The sequence below is a fragment of the Nostoc sp. WHI genome (genome assembly GCF_015714725.1).
GTDB lineage: Bacteria > Cyanobacteriota > Cyanobacteriia > Cyanobacteriales > Nostocaceae > Nostoc.
On sequence record NZ_WBKM01000234.1, the window covers coordinates 1 to 20,315 of the forward strand.

General features: G+C 40.5%; 21 protein-coding genes. 12 read left to right on the forward strand and 9 right to left on the reverse strand.

The window, feature by feature from the left end; translation table 11 throughout:
• On the forward strand, positions 1–1,352 hold a 1,352-nt coding region (locus F8S12_RS23385), incomplete at its 5' end, for a DUF3991 domain-containing protein (protein ID WP_196518711.1).
• 994 nt (positions 1,353–2,346) lie between these two features.
• On the opposite strand, the gene F8S12_RS23390 is transcribed toward F8S12_RS23385, so the two are convergent.
• Together F8S12_RS23390 and F8S12_RS23395 are read right to left on the reverse strand one after the other, a co-directional pair.
• Complete coding sequence (locus F8S12_RS23390) at positions 2,347–3,039, reverse strand: hypothetical protein (protein ID WP_196518712.1); 693 nt, start codon at positions 3,037–3,039, stop codon at positions 2,347–2,349.
• A gap of 271 nt (positions 3,040–3,310) precedes the next feature.
• On the reverse strand, positions 3,311–3,652 hold the full coding sequence (locus F8S12_RS23395) for a hypothetical protein (protein WP_196518713.1): 342 nt from the start codon (positions 3,650–3,652) through the stop codon (positions 3,311–3,313).
• Positions 3,653–3,952: 300 nt separating this feature from the next.
• Here F8S12_RS23395 and F8S12_RS23400 point away from each other — a divergent pair, with 300 nt between their 5' ends.
• On the forward strand, positions 3,953–4,159 hold the full coding sequence (locus F8S12_RS23400) for a cold-shock protein (protein WP_196518714.1): 207 nt from the start codon (positions 3,953–3,955) through the stop codon (positions 4,157–4,159).
• A gap of 116 nt (positions 4,160–4,275) precedes the next feature.
• Here F8S12_RS23400 and F8S12_RS23405 read toward each other — a convergent pair whose 3' ends face one another.
• From F8S12_RS23405 to F8S12_RS23430, 6 genes are all read right to left on the reverse strand, one after another.
• Entirely contained in the window at positions 4,276–4,467 is a 192-nt protein-coding gene (locus F8S12_RS23405; protein WP_196518715.1) for a hypothetical protein, read from the reverse strand.
• A gap of 361 nt (positions 4,468–4,828) precedes the next feature.
• Positions 4,829–5,431 carry a tyrosine-type recombinase/integrase gene (locus F8S12_RS23410; protein WP_196518716.1) on the reverse strand — a complete coding sequence of 201 codons (603 nt, stop codon included), beginning with the start codon at positions 5,429–5,431 and terminating at the stop codon, positions 4,829–4,831.
• A 133-nt stretch (positions 5,432–5,564) separates the two neighbouring features.
• Positions 5,565–5,807, reverse strand: a complete 243-nt coding sequence (locus F8S12_RS23415) for a hypothetical protein (RefSeq protein WP_196518717.1) — start codon at positions 5,805–5,807, stop codon at positions 5,565–5,567.
• A gap of 103 nt (positions 5,808–5,910) precedes the next feature.
• Positions 5,911–6,195: a serine hydrolase gene (locus F8S12_RS23420; RefSeq protein ID WP_196518718.1), complete on the reverse strand. Its 285-nt coding sequence runs from the start codon at positions 6,193–6,195 to the stop codon at positions 5,911–5,913.
• A gap of 292 nt (positions 6,196–6,487) precedes the next feature.
• A complete protein-coding gene (locus F8S12_RS23425) occupies positions 6,488–7,273 on the reverse strand; it encodes an RDD family protein (protein ID WP_196518719.1) in 786 nt (261 codons plus the stop codon).
• A gap of 45 nt (positions 7,274–7,318) precedes the next feature.
• Positions 7,319–8,155: a hypothetical protein gene (locus F8S12_RS23430; protein ID WP_196518720.1), complete on the reverse strand. Its 837-nt coding sequence runs from the start codon at positions 8,153–8,155 to the stop codon at positions 7,319–7,321.
• An 80-nt stretch (positions 8,156–8,235) separates the two neighbouring features.
• Between F8S12_RS23430 and F8S12_RS23435 the strand changes: the two genes are divergently transcribed.
• The 10 genes from F8S12_RS23435 (at position 8,236) to hppD (ending at position 19,736) form a co-directional block, all read left to right on the forward strand.
• Positions 8,236–9,189, forward strand: a complete 954-nt coding sequence (locus tag F8S12_RS23435; RefSeq protein ID WP_196518721.1) for a stage II sporulation protein M — start codon at positions 8,236–8,238, stop codon at positions 9,187–9,189.
• 133 nt (positions 9,190–9,322) lie between these two features.
• Positions 9,323–9,892: a Uma2 family endonuclease gene (locus F8S12_RS23440; RefSeq protein ID WP_196518722.1), complete on the forward strand. Its 570-nt coding sequence runs from the start codon at positions 9,323–9,325 to the stop codon at positions 9,890–9,892.
• 737 nt (positions 9,893–10,629) lie between these two features.
• Positions 10,630–11,673, forward strand: coding sequence for a phosphate ABC transporter substrate-binding protein PstS (gene pstS, locus F8S12_RS23445; RefSeq protein ID WP_196518723.1), 1,044 nt, complete (start codon positions 10,630–10,632; stop codon positions 11,671–11,673).
• A gap of 206 nt (positions 11,674–11,879) precedes the next feature.
• Positions 11,880–12,857 carry a phosphate ABC transporter permease subunit PstC gene (pstC, locus tag F8S12_RS23450; protein WP_196518724.1) on the forward strand — a complete coding sequence of 326 codons (978 nt, stop codon included), beginning with the start codon at positions 11,880–11,882 and terminating at the stop codon, positions 12,855–12,857.
• A gap of 164 nt (positions 12,858–13,021) precedes the next feature.
• Entirely contained in the window at positions 13,022–13,909 is an 888-nt protein-coding gene (gene pstA / locus F8S12_RS23455; protein WP_196518725.1) for a phosphate ABC transporter permease PstA, read from the forward strand.
• Between the two features lie 227 nt (positions 13,910–14,136).
• Entirely contained in the window at positions 14,137–14,916 is a 780-nt protein-coding gene (gene pstB, locus F8S12_RS23460; protein ID WP_196518726.1) for a phosphate ABC transporter ATP-binding protein PstB, read from the forward strand.
• A 576-nt stretch (positions 14,917–15,492) separates the two neighbouring features.
• The gene (pstB, locus tag F8S12_RS23465; protein ID WP_196518727.1) at positions 15,493–16,272 is read left to right on the forward strand and encodes a phosphate ABC transporter ATP-binding protein PstB; all 780 of its coding nucleotides are present in this window, start codon (positions 15,493–15,495) and stop codon (positions 16,270–16,272) included.
• A gap of 187 nt (positions 16,273–16,459) precedes the next feature.
• Entirely contained in the window at positions 16,460–17,779 is a 1,320-nt protein-coding gene (locus F8S12_RS23470; RefSeq protein ID WP_196518728.1) for an IS1/IS1595 family N-terminal zinc-binding domain-containing protein, read from the forward strand.
• Positions 17,780–17,860: 81 nt separating this feature from the next.
• Entirely contained in the window at positions 17,861–18,565 is a 705-nt protein-coding gene (locus tag F8S12_RS23475; protein ID WP_196518729.1) for an SDR family oxidoreductase, read from the forward strand.
• Positions 18,566–18,671: 106 nt separating this feature from the next.
• Positions 18,672–19,736 carry a 4-hydroxyphenylpyruvate dioxygenase gene (hppD, locus tag F8S12_RS23480; protein WP_196518730.1) on the forward strand — a complete coding sequence of 355 codons (1,065 nt, stop codon included), beginning with the start codon at positions 18,672–18,674 and terminating at the stop codon, positions 19,734–19,736.
• 59 nt (positions 19,737–19,795) lie between these two features.
• On the opposite strand, the gene F8S12_RS23485 is transcribed toward hppD, so the two are convergent.
• On the reverse strand, positions 19,796–20,200 hold the full coding sequence (locus tag F8S12_RS23485) for a hypothetical protein (protein WP_196518731.1): 405 nt from the start codon (positions 20,198–20,200) through the stop codon (positions 19,796–19,798).
• Positions 20,201–20,315 lie beyond the last annotated feature (115 nt).

Sequence of the window (20,315 nt, forward strand, 5' to 3'; positions counted from 1 at the left end):
TAAGCCACAAAGAAATGTTTGGGGGTAATGGTGGTGCTGCCAGCATTAAGTTATCGAAACTCCAAGATAGCTATGCTGCTGCACTTGCTCCTTTGGGCATTGAACGGGGGGTTAAGGGCAGTAAGGCAACCCACACCAAAGTAAAGGAATATTACCAAGCGGTTAACAGTGAACCTTTGACCGCAGTCATTACAAATAACCAATTAGCACCCACTCCGTTTGAATCAGCCAGGAATTACGTTGCCAGGATTCAGTCTGATGAACACTTCCAAGCGATTAACCACCAACTGGCTGACCGTTCGTTCATGGCAGAGCGATTGTTCCGTGCAGAGCAACGGGCTAGGGCCAGCGAGAAGGAACGACAACGGCTAGAAGAAATTGTGCGCGAGCTGGAATTGAAAACCCAACAACTGCGGGACTTGGCCTTAGAGGATGTCGCCTGGGAGTTGGGGCTAAATTACGATTATGAGCGATGGAGGGGTCACGGACACATCATTAATATAGATGGGCCCAAATTCTACGACTTTGCCCCCGATCAACAAAAGGGATCAGGGGGTGCGATTGACTTGGTGATGCACGTTAACAATTGCAATTTTCGGCAGGCGGTTGTCTGGTTACATGAGCGTTTTGGGGAAGCCTCGGTAGAACGTGCAGCGATCGCTCACGTTAAAAACAGGGCGGCTGACATTATCCAGACTGAACCCCGTCCCCAATTCACCCCACCCGTTGAAGATAAAGCTAACTGGTCAGCCATTGAGCGTTACCTCAATCAATTTCGGGGCATTCCCTCTGATTGTGTGCAAATGCTTCATAACCAAGGGCTAGTTTACGCTGATGATCAACAAAATGCTGTTTTTGTCATGCGAAATCTTGATGGTCAACGTAACGGTGCATTCCTCAGAGGAACTAAGGGGGAGAACAACAGCTTTAAGGGATACGAGAAAGGAACCAAACGCCGTGATAGCTGGTTTTACTTCCACTTGGGGGGTAAGGCTAATGATAAAACCTCAACAGCGATTCTGTGCAAGTCTCCCATCGATGCTATTTCAAGAGCCATGCTGGAATATCTTATCAGGGGCGATGTTCCACCCGAACGAACAGTCTATATGGCTATTGATGACATCAAAAGCTTACCACTTGAGCGATTGCGGAATATTCCTCATGTACTGGTGGCGTTTGGTAACGATAAAAGCGCTGATGCGGCAGCACAGGGTGTATTAGAACTAATGCCACAGTCCCAAATCAAAAAATCTCAGGCACATGATTGGAATCAGCAGCTACTTGATTATGGGCGACACTTAAGGCAACAGCAGCAACAGCAACGCCAGCAAGATGATGAATTGAGTCTTTAATTAAAAGCCCTTTTGTAGTGCTGATGTAGTTTTTCTAGCCGTGAAAAACACATTGAAACAATGCTATAGCAACTGCTACGGTGATACCTATTAGGGGTCATGACGAAATACATGTAAAAACGGACACGTTGTAAAGAATAATTACAGAAAACACTTTCTCAATTTACTAACTTGCCCAAAAAGGTATTTTTGTTCTGGCGATCGCTCCGTTTGCTCTTAGCGTTCCTGTAGGGTAGCAATCCCAGATTTGACCAAATACTTTGATGTTGCTAACAAAAATTCTGCTAACACCCAATTAAAAACAGCTAACTCTGCGCTATTCTATGAAAAAAATTCTCACCACTTTTTTAGCTTTGGGTGATCGCTTTGAGTCAAAAAATAGGTTTTGGAAAGGGACTTTCTCTCCATTAAAGAAGCTGGCACTTCTTCATAGACCCGTGCCAAGTGCTGACGAGGAAATTTTTACCTCAAGCCATGAGGCATTGGCTCTTGTAGAACCAGTTTCAATTGCCGCGTTACACGTAAGAGCCAAAACGTGTAATTACTGCCTATATATATTGATCTGGCGTTGAGCCGACAATCGTGTAATTTGCGTTTAGATGGTAGAGAGTAGAGCATATACTCTGTGGTTGCTCTCGGCACGCCCCCCTGAAAATCAAATCTATTAATGTTCAAATCCCAAAATTTTGGGGAATACTTAGTTTACGTTTTTACGTGCCATAAATATACACTTTACAACTCTGAATAAATTGCAATCTCGATAGAGTTGGCATTTCTCCAGGGTTTTTTATATGCAATAGGTTTATTAGCGCAAAGTCTGTACTGTACTCTGAACAAACAAGCCACCCTGATGTCAGAAAAACTCTTAAGCAACGGCTGTAAAGTAAAGGCTATCAATCACTTGTAGTAAAGGTTATGGCTCGGTGCGACCGCGAAACTTCCTTGCGATGTCGGAGCTGAAAGGCTCAATACCAATATTTGTCTTAGTCAGAGTTCAGCTTTCTCTAGTTTGCTTAATTTTTGGGTAAAATCTCCTTTTAATGGCTAAACCTGTGCTAAGAGTACCAATAGCTAACAAACTTGGTATAAAAGTAGATTCTGGTATAGGAGTAGCTAGTGAAATAACAATGTTATCAACAGCAAGATTATCATCAAAATTTTCTCTTCCTATTACTCCTGAAAAAATCACGGATTGCAAATTGTTAAATGTTTGAGGCAGTAGGAATGTTTGAAATTTATTTTCTAAATTAAAAAATGTAGATACTTGTGAGTTATCGTTTTTTAATCCTCTAATGACTATTTGTGGAGATGCAAGATCATTATTAATACTAAAAGCTGCTATTTTTGAAGCATCAATACTAGCTATTGAAAAGAAAGCATTATCAGCATTTCTTATAGAAATAGTTCTACCACTTCCTCCTGCTGCTAAGTAAGGTAAATCTCCAGGAACACAATCGACAAAACAGGTAGCTGGCTCAAAGACTAGCTCTACAATATCAAAAGCACCTTGAGCATCAAATATAAAGTTGTTAACTTCTAAAGTTTCAAAGCTAGCATTTCTTCCAGGATTATTATTGACAACATCGCTGAATGTAATTGTTTCTCCATAGGCAGATTCGTTGTTAGTCAAAATAAAAAAAAGTGCTAAACTCCCTAAACCTACAAGAAATTTCCTGATCGTTACCATTTCTTTAACACCTCTTTACTAGAGAAAGTTTAGTTAAGTTACTCAGTAGTCATTTAGTTACAAAGTTTAACAAAGTAACTTTAAATACTGTTGTTAATAGCATACTTACTTTCACTAAATTTCAAAATATATCTTTAGGTAGAGTACAATTTTGAGCTTCAGTATCAACGAAACAAAATTTACATACTTGTAACTTTTTGAGCCATTACCTCGTAAGAACAGTGCGAAGCCGCACAGACTCTAAACCCTTCTCCTGCAATGGTTTACAGCTTTATATAAATTGCTGTTTTTTAATTACTGCAAAATTTACTCTTACTATCTTCCAAGCAGACTGGTTCCCAATCTTCCCAGACCTTACAAAACTGAACGAGCCACGAGTAAACTGCTGTTCGCCCTTCTTCACCCTCGGCTTACACCCAACAAGCCCCTCTACTTCAGATGAAGAAAGAAGCCAGCCTGATGTAGCAGCAAGTTCTAGCTCTTTGAGGTGCTGTAGTGGCTCGGCGGGTCGGAGGTGACGAGCGATCGCTTCCACCAATTGAACCACCTCTCCCAGTGCCAAGTCTGGTTGTCCAGTGGACGTGTCCAGTCTATCCAGTGGACAGTCTAACACGCGGCGATCGCGCTTTATGCCGACTGCTGACTTTCTCCTAGCCCCCTAATTGCCGATGTCGTCATACTGCCATTTCCCGACATCTACGCCCCAAGAGGCAACAGCATCGACAATGCCACCCCCCTTATCCTTATTGGGTTAATGAACTGCAACTATCTAGCGGTGACAAGCTGACCTGAATGCAGAAACTCAAAGTTGCGGCGAATTCGGGGCAAAATCCAGGGGGTGATTTTTTAGATGAGTGTTGAAGTGACGATCCAATAACGTATAAACTTAGTACTGACATATAGATGCAAGATTATGAGTAATAGGCAAACTGGCACAGTGAAATCGTTTGATGACGAAAAAGGATTTGGTTTTATAACATCGCAAAGTGGCGACGATGTTTTTGTACATTCCAAATCAATACAAGATGAATTTAAATCGCTTAAAGAGGGACAAGTAGTTTCATTTATAGTTACAATGGGTCAAAAAGGGCTACAAGCTGAGGAAGTACAGGTGATCTAATCTACCCGCCCCACAGACAATTGAGGACTTAGAAAACTTCCCAGAGTTACATCAACAGCACCTAGAACAACGACGCAACCAAGCTTAAACCCCAATTCTCACCCCGTAGCGCGTCTCTAGCTGTGGGGTTTTGTATTTTGAGCTAGAGTGCGATCGCTATTGGCTTCGGACACCGCTTCGCGGTTATCCGTGTATAGGTAGCTATTGAAACATTGCATTGCTTGTATGTAAGCGATCGCCCAAGACCCAATGCCCCAAGATTTAAAATTTAGATTGAAAGCCAGAGAATAGTTTAGTCCCGCACACACCCTATCTATATATAAAATAGGGTGTGTGTGGGACTAGCCAAAAACTTAGTGAGGGCAAGGACTTAGGCGATTTCGAGGGCATAGGGAGATACGGCAACGCCACCAAAACGTAACCGTTCACGGGGGGTAGAATATTCGCCTAAAAGCTAAATCTCTTGCAGAGCAATAGTTTGGGCGATTTATGCTCGGAACTAATAGTACCTAAAATATCTAAAAAACAATTCAATACTTCTCGGTTAAGAATTAAGCAGTATTAAGAAGTATTGACTGTTGGCCAGGTTTTCCCTTTCTCGTATCCCCAAAATTGCGATAGTTCTGGGTTAGCCCTGCAATGTCTTGGGGTCGCTCTCAGCCAAGCTCGTTACAAATCACCCCAATCAAAATTCAAGAAACGTCGAGCATTCAGCTTGGTATATTTTTCAGTGTGTTTGATATCGCGGTGTCCGAGAAAGTCCTGTATTTCCCTGGTGTTGTAACCCTGATTCACCAGATAGTAGCCGCAGGCATGGCGCATCATGTGGCAGTGTACCTTGATATCAAGCCCAGCCTGTGCCGCCAGCCGCCCAATCAGCTTTCGCACCGCATCAGTGGACATCACCTCACCACGCTCGGAAACGAAAATATATTTGCTATCTGGAAACATCTCTCTGAGTTCCTTGAGCAAAACTAATTCATCCTCTCTCAAGGGATGCACCCCAGAGTCACTGCCCTTTTCCCTGGTGATGAAAATCTGACGCTCGGCCCACATCAGTGCATCCCACCTTAAACCGCACTTAGCCCCTACAGCTTCCCCCACCCGCAAGCCGTGGCGAAACATGAGCAACATCAGTGTATAATCACGGTGAGAATAACGAGCTTTGCGATCGAGCGCAGCATTCAGCAGAGATCGCACTTCACTTGGTGTAAGGTATTCTCTAGACCTGTAATGCTTGTTGGGTAGACGAGTTGGGGGTGGCGGCCTCATTTACTTTCGCTGGTAGTGTCCGGTGTACGCGCTTTTTATGGACAGTCTACTACGCCACGATCCCCATTACTCCGTTGAGAGTCGCGCCACTCAAGATTTATTGCGAACTGTTATCAATTGATGTGACTAGCTTTTAGCTGTTCTCTGCGGATACCCTGGGTAGCTTGAGATCAAGTGCGATCGCTCCGTTGTTATGTGAGAAACTGACTGTGGAGCCATCGCCGATAATATAACTTATCGGTTTTGCTGACTTTTCACGGTATCTGGAAAACCTCTCTCTAAATCTCTCTCCTCTTAGGAGAGAGACTTTGAGTTTTCCCCCTTCCCGCGTCGGGAAGGGGGTTAGGGGGTTAGGTGTTTCGTGGCTTTTCCACATAACATGAAAAGTCAGACATTTATTAAGGAGTGCGTAGGCGTAGCCCACACTTCTCTACGAGACGCTCCGCGTAGCTTGCTTCCACAAAGTGGTACGACAAAGCTCAGTGACCACCGGAGGCATCGCCAACTATCGGTTGTATATTGCTAACTTTGGTATTGTCTAGGTAATTATAGACTCTTCTCGAAACTTCCCGGACAAAATCTCCAGCTTTGGGATCGTAGTTTGGTCTTTGCACCAAAACACCTGCTAAATAGCTTTTCCCGTTGGGCATTTGAATAATACCCGCATCACCAATGATAAATCTCAATGTACCAGTTTTGTGTGCGATCGCCGCTCCTTGACCAATACCAGCTGGTAGTAAACTATTGGTTTTGACACGGCGCATAAAGCAATACGCTTGGGTTAAGGCTAAAACTCTTTATCAAAGTCATTCTTTTTAACGTAGACGCGGAGCGGCTTGCCGCAGGCTACCACAGAGGCGCAGAGAAAACAGAGAGCGGAAAAAAATGCTTAACTGAACTGTATTGGCTTTTAACCCACGGAGGCGGTCACTGAGCTTGTCGTTGGCGCAGCCTCTCGTAGAGAAGTGTGGGTTTTGTCTGTGTAGCCGCGACTTCCAGTTGCCCGGCGAGTAATAAATTAGACTTTTCAAACAACCTCTAAATAAAATCTCCAGCCTAAAATTCCGGTTGTTGATATCCAAGGTAAATTGCTTCTAAAAAAATATCAGATGTAACAGCTTCCGGCAACTTCTCTAAACTAATAATAGTTTGAACCTGCTGGGCTAACTTCAGAGCTAATAAAGCTCTTGCCTTTGGTGACATTGCAGAACGTCGCTGCAAATACTCACGAATAATAGCAAAATCATCAGGTAACAAGGGCGATAAATCGGCAATTTGGATTAACTGTTCATGAAGTACCTTTGCCTCTTCTGAAATTGTCAATCTCGCGGATGCAGTAGGTGTTTGGGCTTGAATTACAATTGTGCCAGCTGCCAAATCACCCAAACGCTTTTCGTTGCGACCTAACATAATTAAAAAAGCGCCAATAAACAAAGTTTCATCAAAGGGTCGTAGTAAGGCACGTAGCGTTGCCTGTTGTAGCCCGATGAGTCTACCATCATCTCGAACTACGCGAATTTTAGCAAACCGTTTACCAGGAGTTTGCCCAAACCATAAGGTTTCAAAAAATACAAAATAGCTAATGTAAATCGCAAAGGCGATCAGAAAGAAAATTGCTATTAACCAAAGTCCTAAATTCTGAGCATTTGTAATCAAGTCCTCAAAAAAATTAAACAGTTGGGTAGAAAATACAGTCCAGGTAAGGAAAAATACAAGCAAGGTTACAGTCAAAACTGTATAGTCAATCAACAGCGCCAAAGCTCGATTACCGATTCCTGCTAAAGTGAATTCCAGCTCCACACTTTCTGGAGTCTGGAATGTGATGCGATTAAAAAAGCGCATATTTTAACTAATTCAAAATTAATTGAGTTGAATTAAGCTGTTGAGTTAACGAAAATCTTGCGAGGGAGGTTCTCGTAATTGTAAACCTAGACCTTCACGCCGACTACGCAAGTCTAAGTATAGAACAGCTTTTAGTGCTTGCCAGAATGGCATGACTAAAATTCCACCTATCAAGCTTCCAATCAAAGAAATCAAATACACAATCGAGTAGATGGCAGAACCTTCCTCAAGCCTCAAGAGGAATAAGCTAGGTATATAGTTTAATACAAATACTAACGGCAATGTAACGATAAAACCAACTAAAACAATGCCCTGAATCCGAAAGACTGAGGCTTTGGTTAACTCCCAACTTCTGGCAACACTTTCGCCACCATTGATATTTTCCTCAACTGCTAGGGGCACCTCAGCTACTATCCAACGAGAGTAGAACCAGGTTAGTCCCAACAATACAATACCTGCTATTGCCAATGTGGTTGCGACTATAACGCCTGAAACGCCTAATATCCCTCCTAATGCTACTCCGATCAAGCCAGCTAGCATACCGCCCACGATCGCTAGTCCGAAATAAATTACCAGCAAAGATATACCTACTTGGAAACCAACTCTTAAAAATGACCAAAGACGTGGATTAATATGGCTGCTAGCAGTTTGAACACCTTCAGGTTGATAAATCAATTCTCCAAAAGCCAAGCGTGAAATTAGTCCAGAAATAGCTGCATATTTTGCCCAGCCATAGATCGGAACTATAACCCACAAGTGAGCAATTAAAGCCAGCCTCAAATAAGTCTTCAGATGAGAACGATACAACCGCACCGCAGCACTGACAACGTTACCGATACTCAGTGGTAGTATCTGACCGGGAGATCCAAAATTTTCAGACATAATGCCAAATTTCCCTTGAAATTACGGAGATGAATTTGAGGCTATCTTAAGCTAAGTTAAATTCAGTGTTCCCAAAATTCATGAATATTCAACGTTGGATTGCGCGACGAGAACCAAATTGGCAGCGTTTGGATGCCCTGTTAAGGCAGATAGAAAAAAAAGGGTTAAAATCCCTACGGGCAGCAGAAATTAGAGAGTTAGCGAGTTTATATCGTTCAATAGCGGCAGATTTGGCCCGTGCCCGCACTCAGCAAATTGGCAATACTTTGATTCAAAGTTTACAATCTTTAACAACTCGTGCCTACACGCAGATTTACCAAGGTTCGCGGCGACAGGAATGGCAGGCAATCCTAGAATTTTATCGTTGGGGATTACCATCTGTAGTCCAGAAAACATTTGCATATATTGCTGCTGCAACGGCGCTGTTTCTATTGGGGGCACTAGTGGCTTGGTGGTATTCCTGGCAAAATCCCAGTTTTATGTCGTTGATAGTACCTGAAAACTTGATTACCAAGGTGCGAGATGAGCATAAATTATGGATGGGGTCAATTGTCGGCGTTGAACCTTTAGCATCTAGCGGTATCATGATCAATAACCTATCGGTGTCTTTTGGGGCTGTTGCTGGTGGCATCACTGCTGGAGCATACACAGCCTATTTAATGGTATTTAATGGTTTATTGATTGGTGCTGTTGGTACTTTGGTCGGTCAAAATAATCTGGCTTATCCTTTTTGGGCGTTTGTTTTTCCGCATGGTTCCTTAGAATTACCTGCGATCTTTTTTGCTGGGGGTGCGGGATTTTTATTAGCAAGAGCAATTTTATTTCCTGGTAAATATCGCCGTGGGGATGCACTGAAATTCTATGGTTATCAAGCAGTTCAGCTAGTATTTGCGATTGTACCAATGTTGATTATTGCTGGTGCGATCGAAGGCTTTTTTTCTCCTAATCCCAGCGTACCTGATGCGATTAAATATCTGGCAGGAATGGGATTGTTTGTACTTTTAGTGCTGTATTGTAGCCGCAAGCAAACCTAAAAAAATTTAGGTAGCAGGACTTGGTGAATTGAAAAAATATTTTAGAATAAGGTAAATACTTTTTAATTAAGACTTCAGCAGTTAGAACTTAACTATGTAACAAAAATCATCATAAGTTTAAGCTAGGATAATCATGGTACAAACACCAAATAAAATATTGACTCTAGAAGAGTTTCTCGCACTACCAGAAACGAAACCGTATTGCGAGTACATCGACGCTCAAATCATTCCAAAACCCATGCCTCAAGGAAAACATAGCACTATTCAAGGAGAACTCTGTCCTACAATCAATTCTGTTATCAAAGTACAAAAAATGGGTTGGGCTTTTCCAGAATTGCGTTGCACTTTTGAAGGACGTTCTATAGTTCCCGATGTCGCTGTATTCTCTTGGGCAAGGCTTCCCATAGACGAAAATGGTGATATTGCCAATACATTTGCCGCAGCACCCGACTGGATAATCGAAATTCTTTCCCCAGAACAAAGCCATACAAAAGTTATAAAGAAAATCTTACATGCTCTCAATCACGGAACTGAAATGAGTTGGTTAATTGACCCTGATGAGCGATTCATTGCTGCTTATCCTACGGGACGACAACCTTTAGCTTTTGAGGAAATTGAGTCTATTTTACCAGTGCCAGATTTCTGTCAGGGGTTAAAGTTGACGATAGGTGATATTTTTGGGTGGTTAAAGGTGATTCTGTAATAAATATTAATCAGATTAGTTTAGCATTAGTTACAAGTTGGTAGTCAAAATCAAATTAAGCTATAGTAGCGAATTGAAATAGAAAAGTACGTGGGGCAATCTATAAATGGCGCAAGTAACAGAGCCAACAACCCTTGAGTGGATTAAAACAATTGGAAGTATATTACTCTCGTGGCCTTCTCTTGGTCTTATGACCATTATTATTTTTCGTAAATCTCTACTTAAACTTTGGGATATTTTTATTTAGGAATCCCTGTGGGTATGCTCTTCAATTTGCTGTGAGCATTGGAATGTGCGATCGCATTGGAGCGCGAAAAGTCGATAACAAGTTACAAGGCCACACGGTGTATCGTTTACTGTTTTTGCGATCTCTTCTTGATTAGATTTTGCCGAAGAGGATCGATTGCTTCTAAAGCGAAGTTTGATTCGTTGAAAATACTTGCCTAAGTTAAAGCCTCCCAAAGGTTCTTTGAGCCTCATTTTCTACCGAAATAATAATTTTTAAATTATGTTATTTATTCACTTTTAATTATTTAAATTCAACTGAAATTCTTCATCAGCATATTTTTACTAAACTAATCTAGTCAATCAAATCTCAACAAGCAACAAAATGTTTATTTAAAAGTCAAAATTAAACGTATCTTAATCTCTTGTTAAATCATATTTAACCATAAAAAATGTAGCTTATATTAAAGCTGTGATTACAGCAGAAAAATACTCCTTTAATCTGAGGTAATATGATTTTTTCGACCACCATCTTAAATCGTGTCGTTGCTACTTCAGTTGTGACAGCTTCTATTGCACTTAGTCCATTTTTTAGTGCGATCGCACAAGCTCAAACGCTGAACGGTGCAGGAGCAACTTTTCCGGCTCCCCTTTACGAACGCTATGCTCGTGAAGTTAGAAAAAAATATCCAGACATGAGAATTAACTACCAAGGAATTGGTAGTGGCGGCGGTATTCGTCAAATCACTGCTGGAACCGTTGACTTTGGTGGTAGTGATGCTGCAATGAAAGATGAAGAAATCGCTAAAGTCAAGAACGGTGTAATCTTAGTACCCACAGCAGGCGGTGCTGTTTCTGTGGTTTACAATCTTCCGGGCGTTAATGATCTCAAATTGTCCCGCAAGGTACTACCAGAAATTTTCTCAGGTCAAATTACCAATTGGAACGACGCCAAAATTAAAGCTGATAATCCAGGTGCGAATCTACCAGATCAAACAATTAAATTTGCTGTTCGCGCCGATAGTAGCGGTACAACCTTCATTTTCACTAACCACTTGAGTGCGATCAGTGGTTATTTTAAAGGCAGAGTTGGAGCTACCACCGCTCCAAAATGGAATCTGCCAAACGTCCTCAGAGGCAAAGGTAATCCTGGCGTAGCTGCTTTAGTAGGTCGTACTCCTGGTTCTATTGGTTATGTAGAATATGGCTATGCTGTCCAAAACAATTTGAAATCAGCATTAGTACAAAATAAGAAAGGAGAATTTGTTGCTCCTTCTTTGCAATCTTCAAATGCAGCTTTAGCAACTGTGAGTTTCCCAGACAACTACCGCGTTTTTGTGGGAGATCCAGGACAGGGTTATCCTATCGTCGGTCTTACTTGGATGATGGTTTACAAACAATATGGTAATGCTTCTAAAGCTGATGCCATTAAGAAATGGATTAATTGGGTATTGAAAGACGGTCAACAGTATAATGATGACCTCAACTACACCAAGATTCCACCTTCTGTGGTAAACCGTGTACTTCAGACAGTGAATAGCACTGTCAAGCCTTAATTTGTAGTCTTACTACTTTCTTCTCCTAGTTAGGATGGGCAAACAGCCCAGCCTACTCAATACTGCTCAGTTAAGGATTGTTAGCATTAATCTTAGTAGAAATGCGAGATTTCACGTTTCTACTAAGATTTTAGGTTAGTGGATTTTTTAAACCGAGCAGTATTGTCAACTCACTGATACTAAAAAATCTATTTTATTGATTTGTAATGGCAAATTCATCACATCCTTCAAATCTAGATGATGAAAATCTCAATTTAACAGCTATCAGCGGCACAAATCTCTCGTTTGACCAAGCTTTTACACGGTTAGTCTACTTTTTTGCCCTGATTACCGTTGCAGTCCTATTTGTGATGAGTTGGGTAATTTTCTCTGAAGCTTTGCCAGCCATTAAGCAGTTTGGACTGGGGTTTTTCTGGGGTCAAGATTGGGATACAGGTAATCAGATTTTTGGTGCACTACCTTATATTTATGGAACTTTGGTAAGTAGTGCGATCGCTATTTTATTAGCTATACCAGTAGGAATTGCTATAGCCTTAGTGACGAGTGAAAATTTCTTACCTTCATCGTTGCGAACAATCTTAGCATTTGTTGTAGAGCTAATTGCAGCAATTCCTAGTGTGGTCATTGGTTTGTGGGCTATTTTTGTCTTTATTCCAGTTTTGGAACCTTTAGAAAAGTGGCTAGGCAATACTTTTAAATTCATACCACTGTTTAATACACAAGATCCTGCTGGCACAAATATGTTGACTGCTGGAATTATTCTAGCCATCATGATTTTGCCCACAATGGCAGCAATTACTCGTGATGTATTACTAGCTATACCTAAAGAATTACGTAGCGCATCTATGGCTTTGGGTGGTACCCGTTGGGAAACAATTTTTCGAGTCTTGCTACCAGCTGGATTTTCGGGAATAGTAAGTGCAGCAATGCTCGCCTTAGGACGGGCTTTGGGTGAAACAATGGCTGTCACTATGGTGATTGGTAACTCTTCTCAAATCAGTGGATCTTTACTTGATCCAGCTTATACAATTCCCTCTGTATTAGCTAATGAATTTGCAGAAGCCGAGCCGGGATTGCATATTGGTGCTTTAACCTATTTGGGATTGATTTTGTTTGGATTAACTCTAGCTGTAAATATTGGTGCTGTATTATTGCTAAGGTGGGTTGGCAGAACAAATAAATAATCAGCAGGTCGATGATTATAAAACAGAATTCAGAATTCAGAATACACTACCCATAAAGAGATAGAGTTTTAAGCCGAGAATATTTTAATTTTGCCCACCAGGGGCGAGGTTTTAACCAATATTCAGACGCTCCAGGGACATTGTAAATAAAACTTGTGAGAAATATGAGTAATTATATACAGTCGGAAATTGATAAATCTTTAGCGGCAGAATTATGCAGTCCTTTACCACCAGAGCGAGTCATATTTGCATATACAATGAATGCGATCGCCTTTGGTTTTACAGGAATAGCTCTCATTCCTTTATTCTCAATCTTGTGGGAAATTCTGGTTCGGGGAATATCTGGAATCAAAGCCGAAATCTTTGTCAAAACAGTCATTGATAATGGGTTTGCCAATGCTATCCTGGGAACCATAATCATGGTCGGAATTGGTGCTATCTTAAGCATTCCCACAGGGGTAATGACAGGAATTTTCTTGGCGGAATTTGGTCAAACCAGCCCAATTGCTGGTATTGTTCGGTTTATCGCCAGTATTCTCACAGGCGTACCTTCGATTATTGTAGGTATATTCGCCTATGGTATCATTGTTTTGGTAACTAAAGGATTTAGTGCGATCGCAGGTGGTTTTGCTTTAGCCGTGATTATGCTACCTGTAATCGTACTCACAACAGAAGAATCTTTAAAACTTATTCCCATATCACAACGCCTCGCCTCCGCAGCTTTAGGGGGAACTCGCTTCCAAACCACTTCTCGCATTGTTGTAGCTGCTGCAATCCCCGGAATTACTACAGGCATTTTATTGGCTGTAGCTCGTGCTGCTGGTGAAACAGCACCCTTAATTTTTACTGCTTTATTTAGTCTAGATTGGTCAGAAGGATTAGGCTTGTTAAGTCCAACAGCTTCCTTACCAGTATTAATTTTTAACCTCTACAACGACCCCGACCCAGAAAAAAGCCAATTAGTATGGACTACTTCTATAGTTTTACTAAGCTTAATTTTATGTGTCAGTATTGTCTCGCGTTTAGTTATTAGACAGAGAAGAATAAAGTAAAAATAAATTAGGAGTCAGGAGTCAGGAGTCAGAATTGCTGAATACTCCACTCCTAAAGGGATGAAGTAATAACCGGAAGAATATTTGAATTTTATTTTGCCTATAATGGGCAAGGTTTTAAACCAATATTCATTAACCAGTCGGACTCCAATTCATGCTGAATTCTGACTCCTGACTTCTGAATTCTTCTTCATAAATTTTTGTTTTGTTTCGCACCTGTGGCAACTATGAATAACCTAATTCCAGCTATCCAAGTTAAAAACATCAGCTTTTATTATGGCACAACAAAGGCGATTGAAAAGGTGTCAATGGATATTTATCGGAACCATGTAACCGCAATTATTGGCCCTAGTGGTTGTGGTAAATCTACTTTTATTAAAATTCTTAATCGCATTGGCGAATTAGAAGGCCCTGTGAAAGTTGAAGGCGATGTAGAATTTTTTGGTCAGAATATTTATGCTCCTCGTGTCAACTTAAATCGGTTACGCCGTCAAATTGGTATGGTATTCCAAAAACCAAATCCTTTTCCGATTAGCATTTACGAAAATGTTGCCTACGGCATGAAAATAGCAGGCAGATATTCAAAAGTAGAATTAGATGAAATTGTCGAATCTGCACTTCAAAGCGCTGCTCTTTGGAATGAAGTAAAAGATAAACTGGATAAATCAGCTTTAGGGCTTTCTGGCGGTCAACAACAAAGATTATGTATTGCCCGCGCTTTAGCAGTCAAGCCAAAAGTTATGCTGATGGATGAGCCTTGCTCGGCTCTTGACCCCATCGCTACCATGAAAGTTGAAGAACTTCTCCATAGTTTACGGTCTGAGTTGACAATTGCGATCGTTACCCACAATATGCAGCAAGCGGCTCGCGTCTCTGATTTTACGGCTTTCTTCAGCACCGATGAAAGTCGAATTGGTCAAATGGTTGAATTTGGCGCTACAGAGCAAATTTTTAACAACCCACTAGACCCTCGCACTCGTGACTACATTTCAGGGCGTTTCGGTTAGGTATATCCTAACGTGACTTAATGATTTTTGTAGAACCATCTGATGCCAGAGGGCACTCATAAAGTTAAAGTGCTGTGTTAAAAAATTACGGTTCTTCAGTACGTATTATGCTGGACTTTTAATTAAAGTCCGTCACTTCCCTTGAAAATCAAGACTTACAGGGAGTTATGGCTTCAATTTCCAAATCCAGCCTCAAATGCTAAGATTAACGGCTGTTATTATTGCCCAGCAAGGGTTTTAAGCTTATTTAAAGACGTATTTAGCATAAGAAGTAATGAAGATCCAAAATTACTAATTCATCTAGCTATTTTTAAGTCGAACCATACCAAATCCTTTTTAAAAGTAAAGGATTGTATATATGTCAAGATGCGAAAGGCAGATATAAGTGGGTATAAAAGTTTTGTAAAAGATAAGTTTTTTCCGATATAACCTAATAAAAACATATACTAACGGTGTATCTGCTATCTAGCTAGGTAATTTCCATGAATATCTCTTTTTCATAGTAACATAGTGAAGCAGTACTCCTGATTTGTACTGTTTTACTTAGTTAAGTTTTGTTTCACACGTCTTGGGAATATGAGTAAACTAATTCCAGCTATCAGAGTCAAAAACTTCAGCTTCTATTACAACACTCAAAAGATAGTTGAAGGCGTGTCAATGGATATTTACCAAAACCAAGTCACGGCAATTATTGGTTCTAGTGGTTGTGGCAAGTCTACTTTTATTAAATCGTTAAATCGCATGAGTGAACTAGAAGGAGAAGCGAAGATTGAAGGAAGAGTAGAATTTTTTGGACAGAATATTTATGAGCGTCGTGTGAACTTAAACAGGCTACGCCGCCAAATTAGTATGGTTTTTCCTAAGCCAAATCTTTTTCCCATGAGCGTTTATGATAATGTTGCCTATGGAGTGAAATTAGTTGGATGGCATCCAAAAGTAGAATTAGATGGGATTATTGAATCTGCCATCAAAGCTGCCGAACTTTGGGATGAAGTGAAAAACAAGCTGCACAAGTCTGCTTTAGAGCTTTCTGGCGGTCAACAACAAAGACTATGTATCGCCCGTGCTTTAGCAGTTAAACCGAATGTTCTTTTGATGGATGAACCTTGTTCAGGTCTTGATCCTATCGGTAGCATGAAAATTGAGCATCTGATCCATAACTTACGCTCTGAGTTGACAATTGTAATTGTTACTCACAACATGCAGCAAGTTACTCGTCTATCTGATTTTACGGCTTTTTTTGATAGTAATGAAAATCGCATTACTCAAATGGTTGAATTTGGTACTACAAATAAAATCTTTACTAACCCCGTGGATTCTCGCACCCGCGACTACGTTTTCGCCCGTGTCAGTTGAAGTGTTTCTCAATTCTAGCTATTCAGAGCGCTACTACATAGTACAAGCGGAAATTAGGGGTTGAATTTAATTTCCGCTTGCTTTGAGTTTTTTTTTGTGTTGGGCAATGCAAACTGATGTTGACAGTACTTTTTTATACTGTATACTTAAGAACGAGTATCTGCTCTAGACCACCTGAATCATTAAGATGAAATGTCCCCGGTGCGAATCTACTTTATATCGTAAAAATGGTCGTCGGAATGACAAGCAGAATTACCTCTGCAAAAATTGTGGTAAACAATTCCTTGAGCCTGTATTCCCTCATTCTTTAGAAAGTAATTTGCTTGCTAACAGCAATGGACACAGTAAAGTATCTATACCTGAAGCTAGAGAACTTTTTTTAGTAAAAAACCTATTAGAAGAAAAAGTTACAGAGGAAAGTCTTAGCTCTTTTAGTTTTATATTAGCTGAAAAACTACTGCAAACTATATTATCGCCTGATTGGCTAGAATCTGATACGTTCAGCCAATTGATCCAAAAACTTCAACAAAAAACTGAAATTAAACATCAATTAGAAATAGGAATCTCAGTTCTACTTTTGGATGCAGAAAACTTAAAATTAGATATTAATTCTGAATTATTTTTAGCTAGTGTATGTGAATATCCTCTCCAAGTTAAAATTGCATTTGCTAACTGGAGAAATCCCAGTATTGGGAAGCAGGATATTGAATTATATAACCGTGGCTATCAACTTGTCCATGTGCCTGAGGGTAAGGATAGTGCTGATGCAAAAATGATCGCATTTGGCGCTTGTGTTTTACGCTCTTATCCAACAGTTAAAGAAATCTTGGTCTGTTCTAGCGATGGAATTTTAATTCACCTGTGTAACGAACTCCAAAACCAAGGATTGATTGTCTATTCAGTACGTAGACAAGGGCAAACTTTGCATATAGAAAACAGGAATACTGGCAAATTAACTCATTATTCCTTAACAATTGCAACAGAAGTTCCATCCCTTGAAAAAGTGGTTGAGCAAATTCAAGATTTAATTAAAAGTGAACAGGAATCAATCAATGCTAGATTAAACAGCTTAGTGGCTATTGCGAGTTTATTTAAAGAAAGATGCAATATCAATACTAATCATAATCAAAAGCAACCACACATTGAAGAAATAACTCCTGTTCCAGAAGAGTCATTTATACAATCTATTAAAGAGCAAGAGCAAGAGCAAGAACAAGAACAAGAAGATTTTGCTAAAATATCTGATGGAAAAACATTAGATATTTTCCTATCAAAAATTATTCAAGATATACAAATAAAATCTCCCCAAACTAAATTATCTGTGTCCAAGCTAGGTTCAGAGTTACAGAAAATAACTAGAGAATCTCCTAGTTCAATTGTCAAAAAATTAAAGTTAGGTTCTAGTTTTACTAAATATTTAGAATCATCTCCCACATTTACATTAAAGGCGAATGGCAAAGAATATGAAGTAGCAATGTCTGACGAGCAGCCGCTACTTTGCGAATAAATACTTTCTGGATGTCTATGTAGAACCTGAGCCTGTAATTCTGTATTATGTAAAAAGATGTAAAGAAATGTAAATAATGCAATGCAGGATAAAGTCGTTGTTGTTGTCGGTGCAACTGGTGGCATTGGTTCAGCCTTAATACACAAACTTGCGCCTACTGGAGTTCGCTTGGTACTGGCTGCGAGAGATACAGTTCGTTTAACAACACTGGCAACTGATTTACCAGGGCAAGTTTTGACCGTTCCCACAGATATTACTGACCCCCAACAAGTAGATATTTTGATCAAAAAGACCATCGCTGAGTTTGGTCAAATCGATATTTTGGTGAATGCAGCTGGTGCTGGTATACTCAAGCCCTACAACAGCCTGGAACCAGCTGATTTAGACAAGATGCTAGATGTCAACTTAAAAGGCAGCTTTTACACCACTCAGGCGGCTGCTGAAGAGATGCAAAAGCGCAAGTCTGGTCATATCTGTAATGTAGTAGGAATTCTGGGCAAGCATTCGATGCCGATGGCAGCAGCTTATTCTGCTTCTAAGTTTGGTGTTGTCGGTTTCAGTAAGTGCATGGCAGAGGAACTCAAGCGTTTTGGTATCAAGTTCACGCTATTCTACTTTGGTGGGGTAGATTCTCCTTTCTGGGATAACGTGAACCTCAAAGTAGACCGGAAAAAAATGCTTAGTCCTGAAACTGCTGCCAATGCTATTTTCTTTGCCCTTTCTGCCGAACCGCAAGCTGTGCCAATGGAAATTAATATTCAAGCTGATAGTCATCTATTCTTTTAAAGTGCCAGTACGCCTACAAAATTCTTGCTTAGGAAAGACGTGAAAATCTAGCAAAAAAGGCAAAATTTACAGATATATAAACTGTTATGCTGATTTTTCAGTATTTATGAAAATTGATCACGTTCATTTCTATGTAGAAGACGCTAAAGTATGGCGGGATTGGTTTGTACACCATCTTGGTTTTCAAGCAGTAACCGATCGCATCAATTCATTTCACACTTGTACAGAAGTGGTGAAAAGTGGTGCTGTCTGCTTTTTTCTGTCTTCACCACTGTTGCCTACAAGTCCAGTAGCCGAGTTTCTGCGTCAATATCCCCCTGGTGTGGTAGATGTTGCTTTTGCTGTCGAAGATGTAGAAGTCGCGATCGCACTTGCTCAAAGACATGGTGCCAAAGTATTACAGCCCATCCAGGAAGACAATACGGGTATTGCATCTCTCAAGTGGAGCAAAATTGCCGCTTGGGGCGGACTGACTCATACGTTGATAGAAAAGTCATTTGTAACTAATACAAATGACAACGGACAAATGACGACGGACAATACTTTTACCGCCATAGATCACATCGTGCTGAATGTAGCAGTTGGTGAATTAGAGCGTGCTGTCGCTTGGTATGGAAAGATCCTAGATTTTCAACCCCAGCAGGCATTTAAAATTAAAACTGATCGCTCTGCATTACACAGCCAGGTGATGGTTTCGCGTAACGGTAGCGTCCAATTACCAATTAATGAACCAGCTTCTAGTAATTCCCAAATTCAAGAATTTTTAGATGTAAATCGGGGGCCAGGAATTCAACATATTGCCTTGCGGACGACTAATCTTATAAGTGCGATCGCTAAATTTCGTGCCAGTGGTTTATCCTTACTCTCAGTTCCCCAAAGCTACTACTCGCAATTAAAACAGCGTCCAGGACTCCCCCTATCCACTCTAGAACTTGAGGCGATCGCTCAACAAGAAATTCTAGTGGACTGGCAAGAATATACTCCCGTTGTGGCACGACAAACCGCACCCCTACTACTACAAATTTTCACCCAGCCCATTTTTGAACAGCCGACATTTTTCTTTGAATTTATTGAGCGCCGTTTTCAAGCTAAAGGTTTTGGCGAAGGTAACTTTCGCGCCTTATTTGAAGCCATTGAAAGCGAACAAATTAAACGCGGTACTTTGCAATAAAGTGCTGATACTAAATCCAGCCAGTAGGTTGCGCTACAGCGAAACACCCAATGCACCGCTCACGACACAGGCAAAAGTTGGATAATTTCTCCAGAATTTATATTAGGATATTCACGCCAAAGTAGATTGTACACCTGTAGTAAAGACTTTTTTTCAGGATCATCATCAGAATAACTTAATGCTAATTCGTAGAAGTCAGTAAAAGCTGGTTGGATTTCACAGCCTAAAAATTTATTAACAAAACTATGCTTTCCAGTAATAACAAGAAAATCTAGCTTAGTACACATAATGACCCAATCAGGCTGTCCAGCATACAGTGCAAACCAAAAATGTCCACATTCATGATTAAACTCTGCAATAGTTTCAGCCGTTCCTGGAAATACAAATGCAGGGGGGAACGCTTTTAAAGGCTCAAATGCTATTGCTACAATTTCTTGATTCCCATGTTGCAGTACTGCTTGCAAGAGTTTAATTTCATCTTCTTCTCAGTTCGTTGGTAATAGGTGTCATTTCACAACTCAAATAGGATTGCTATAGTGAAGTTTGTCTGTCGAAAAATAGTAATATATCTGAGATAAT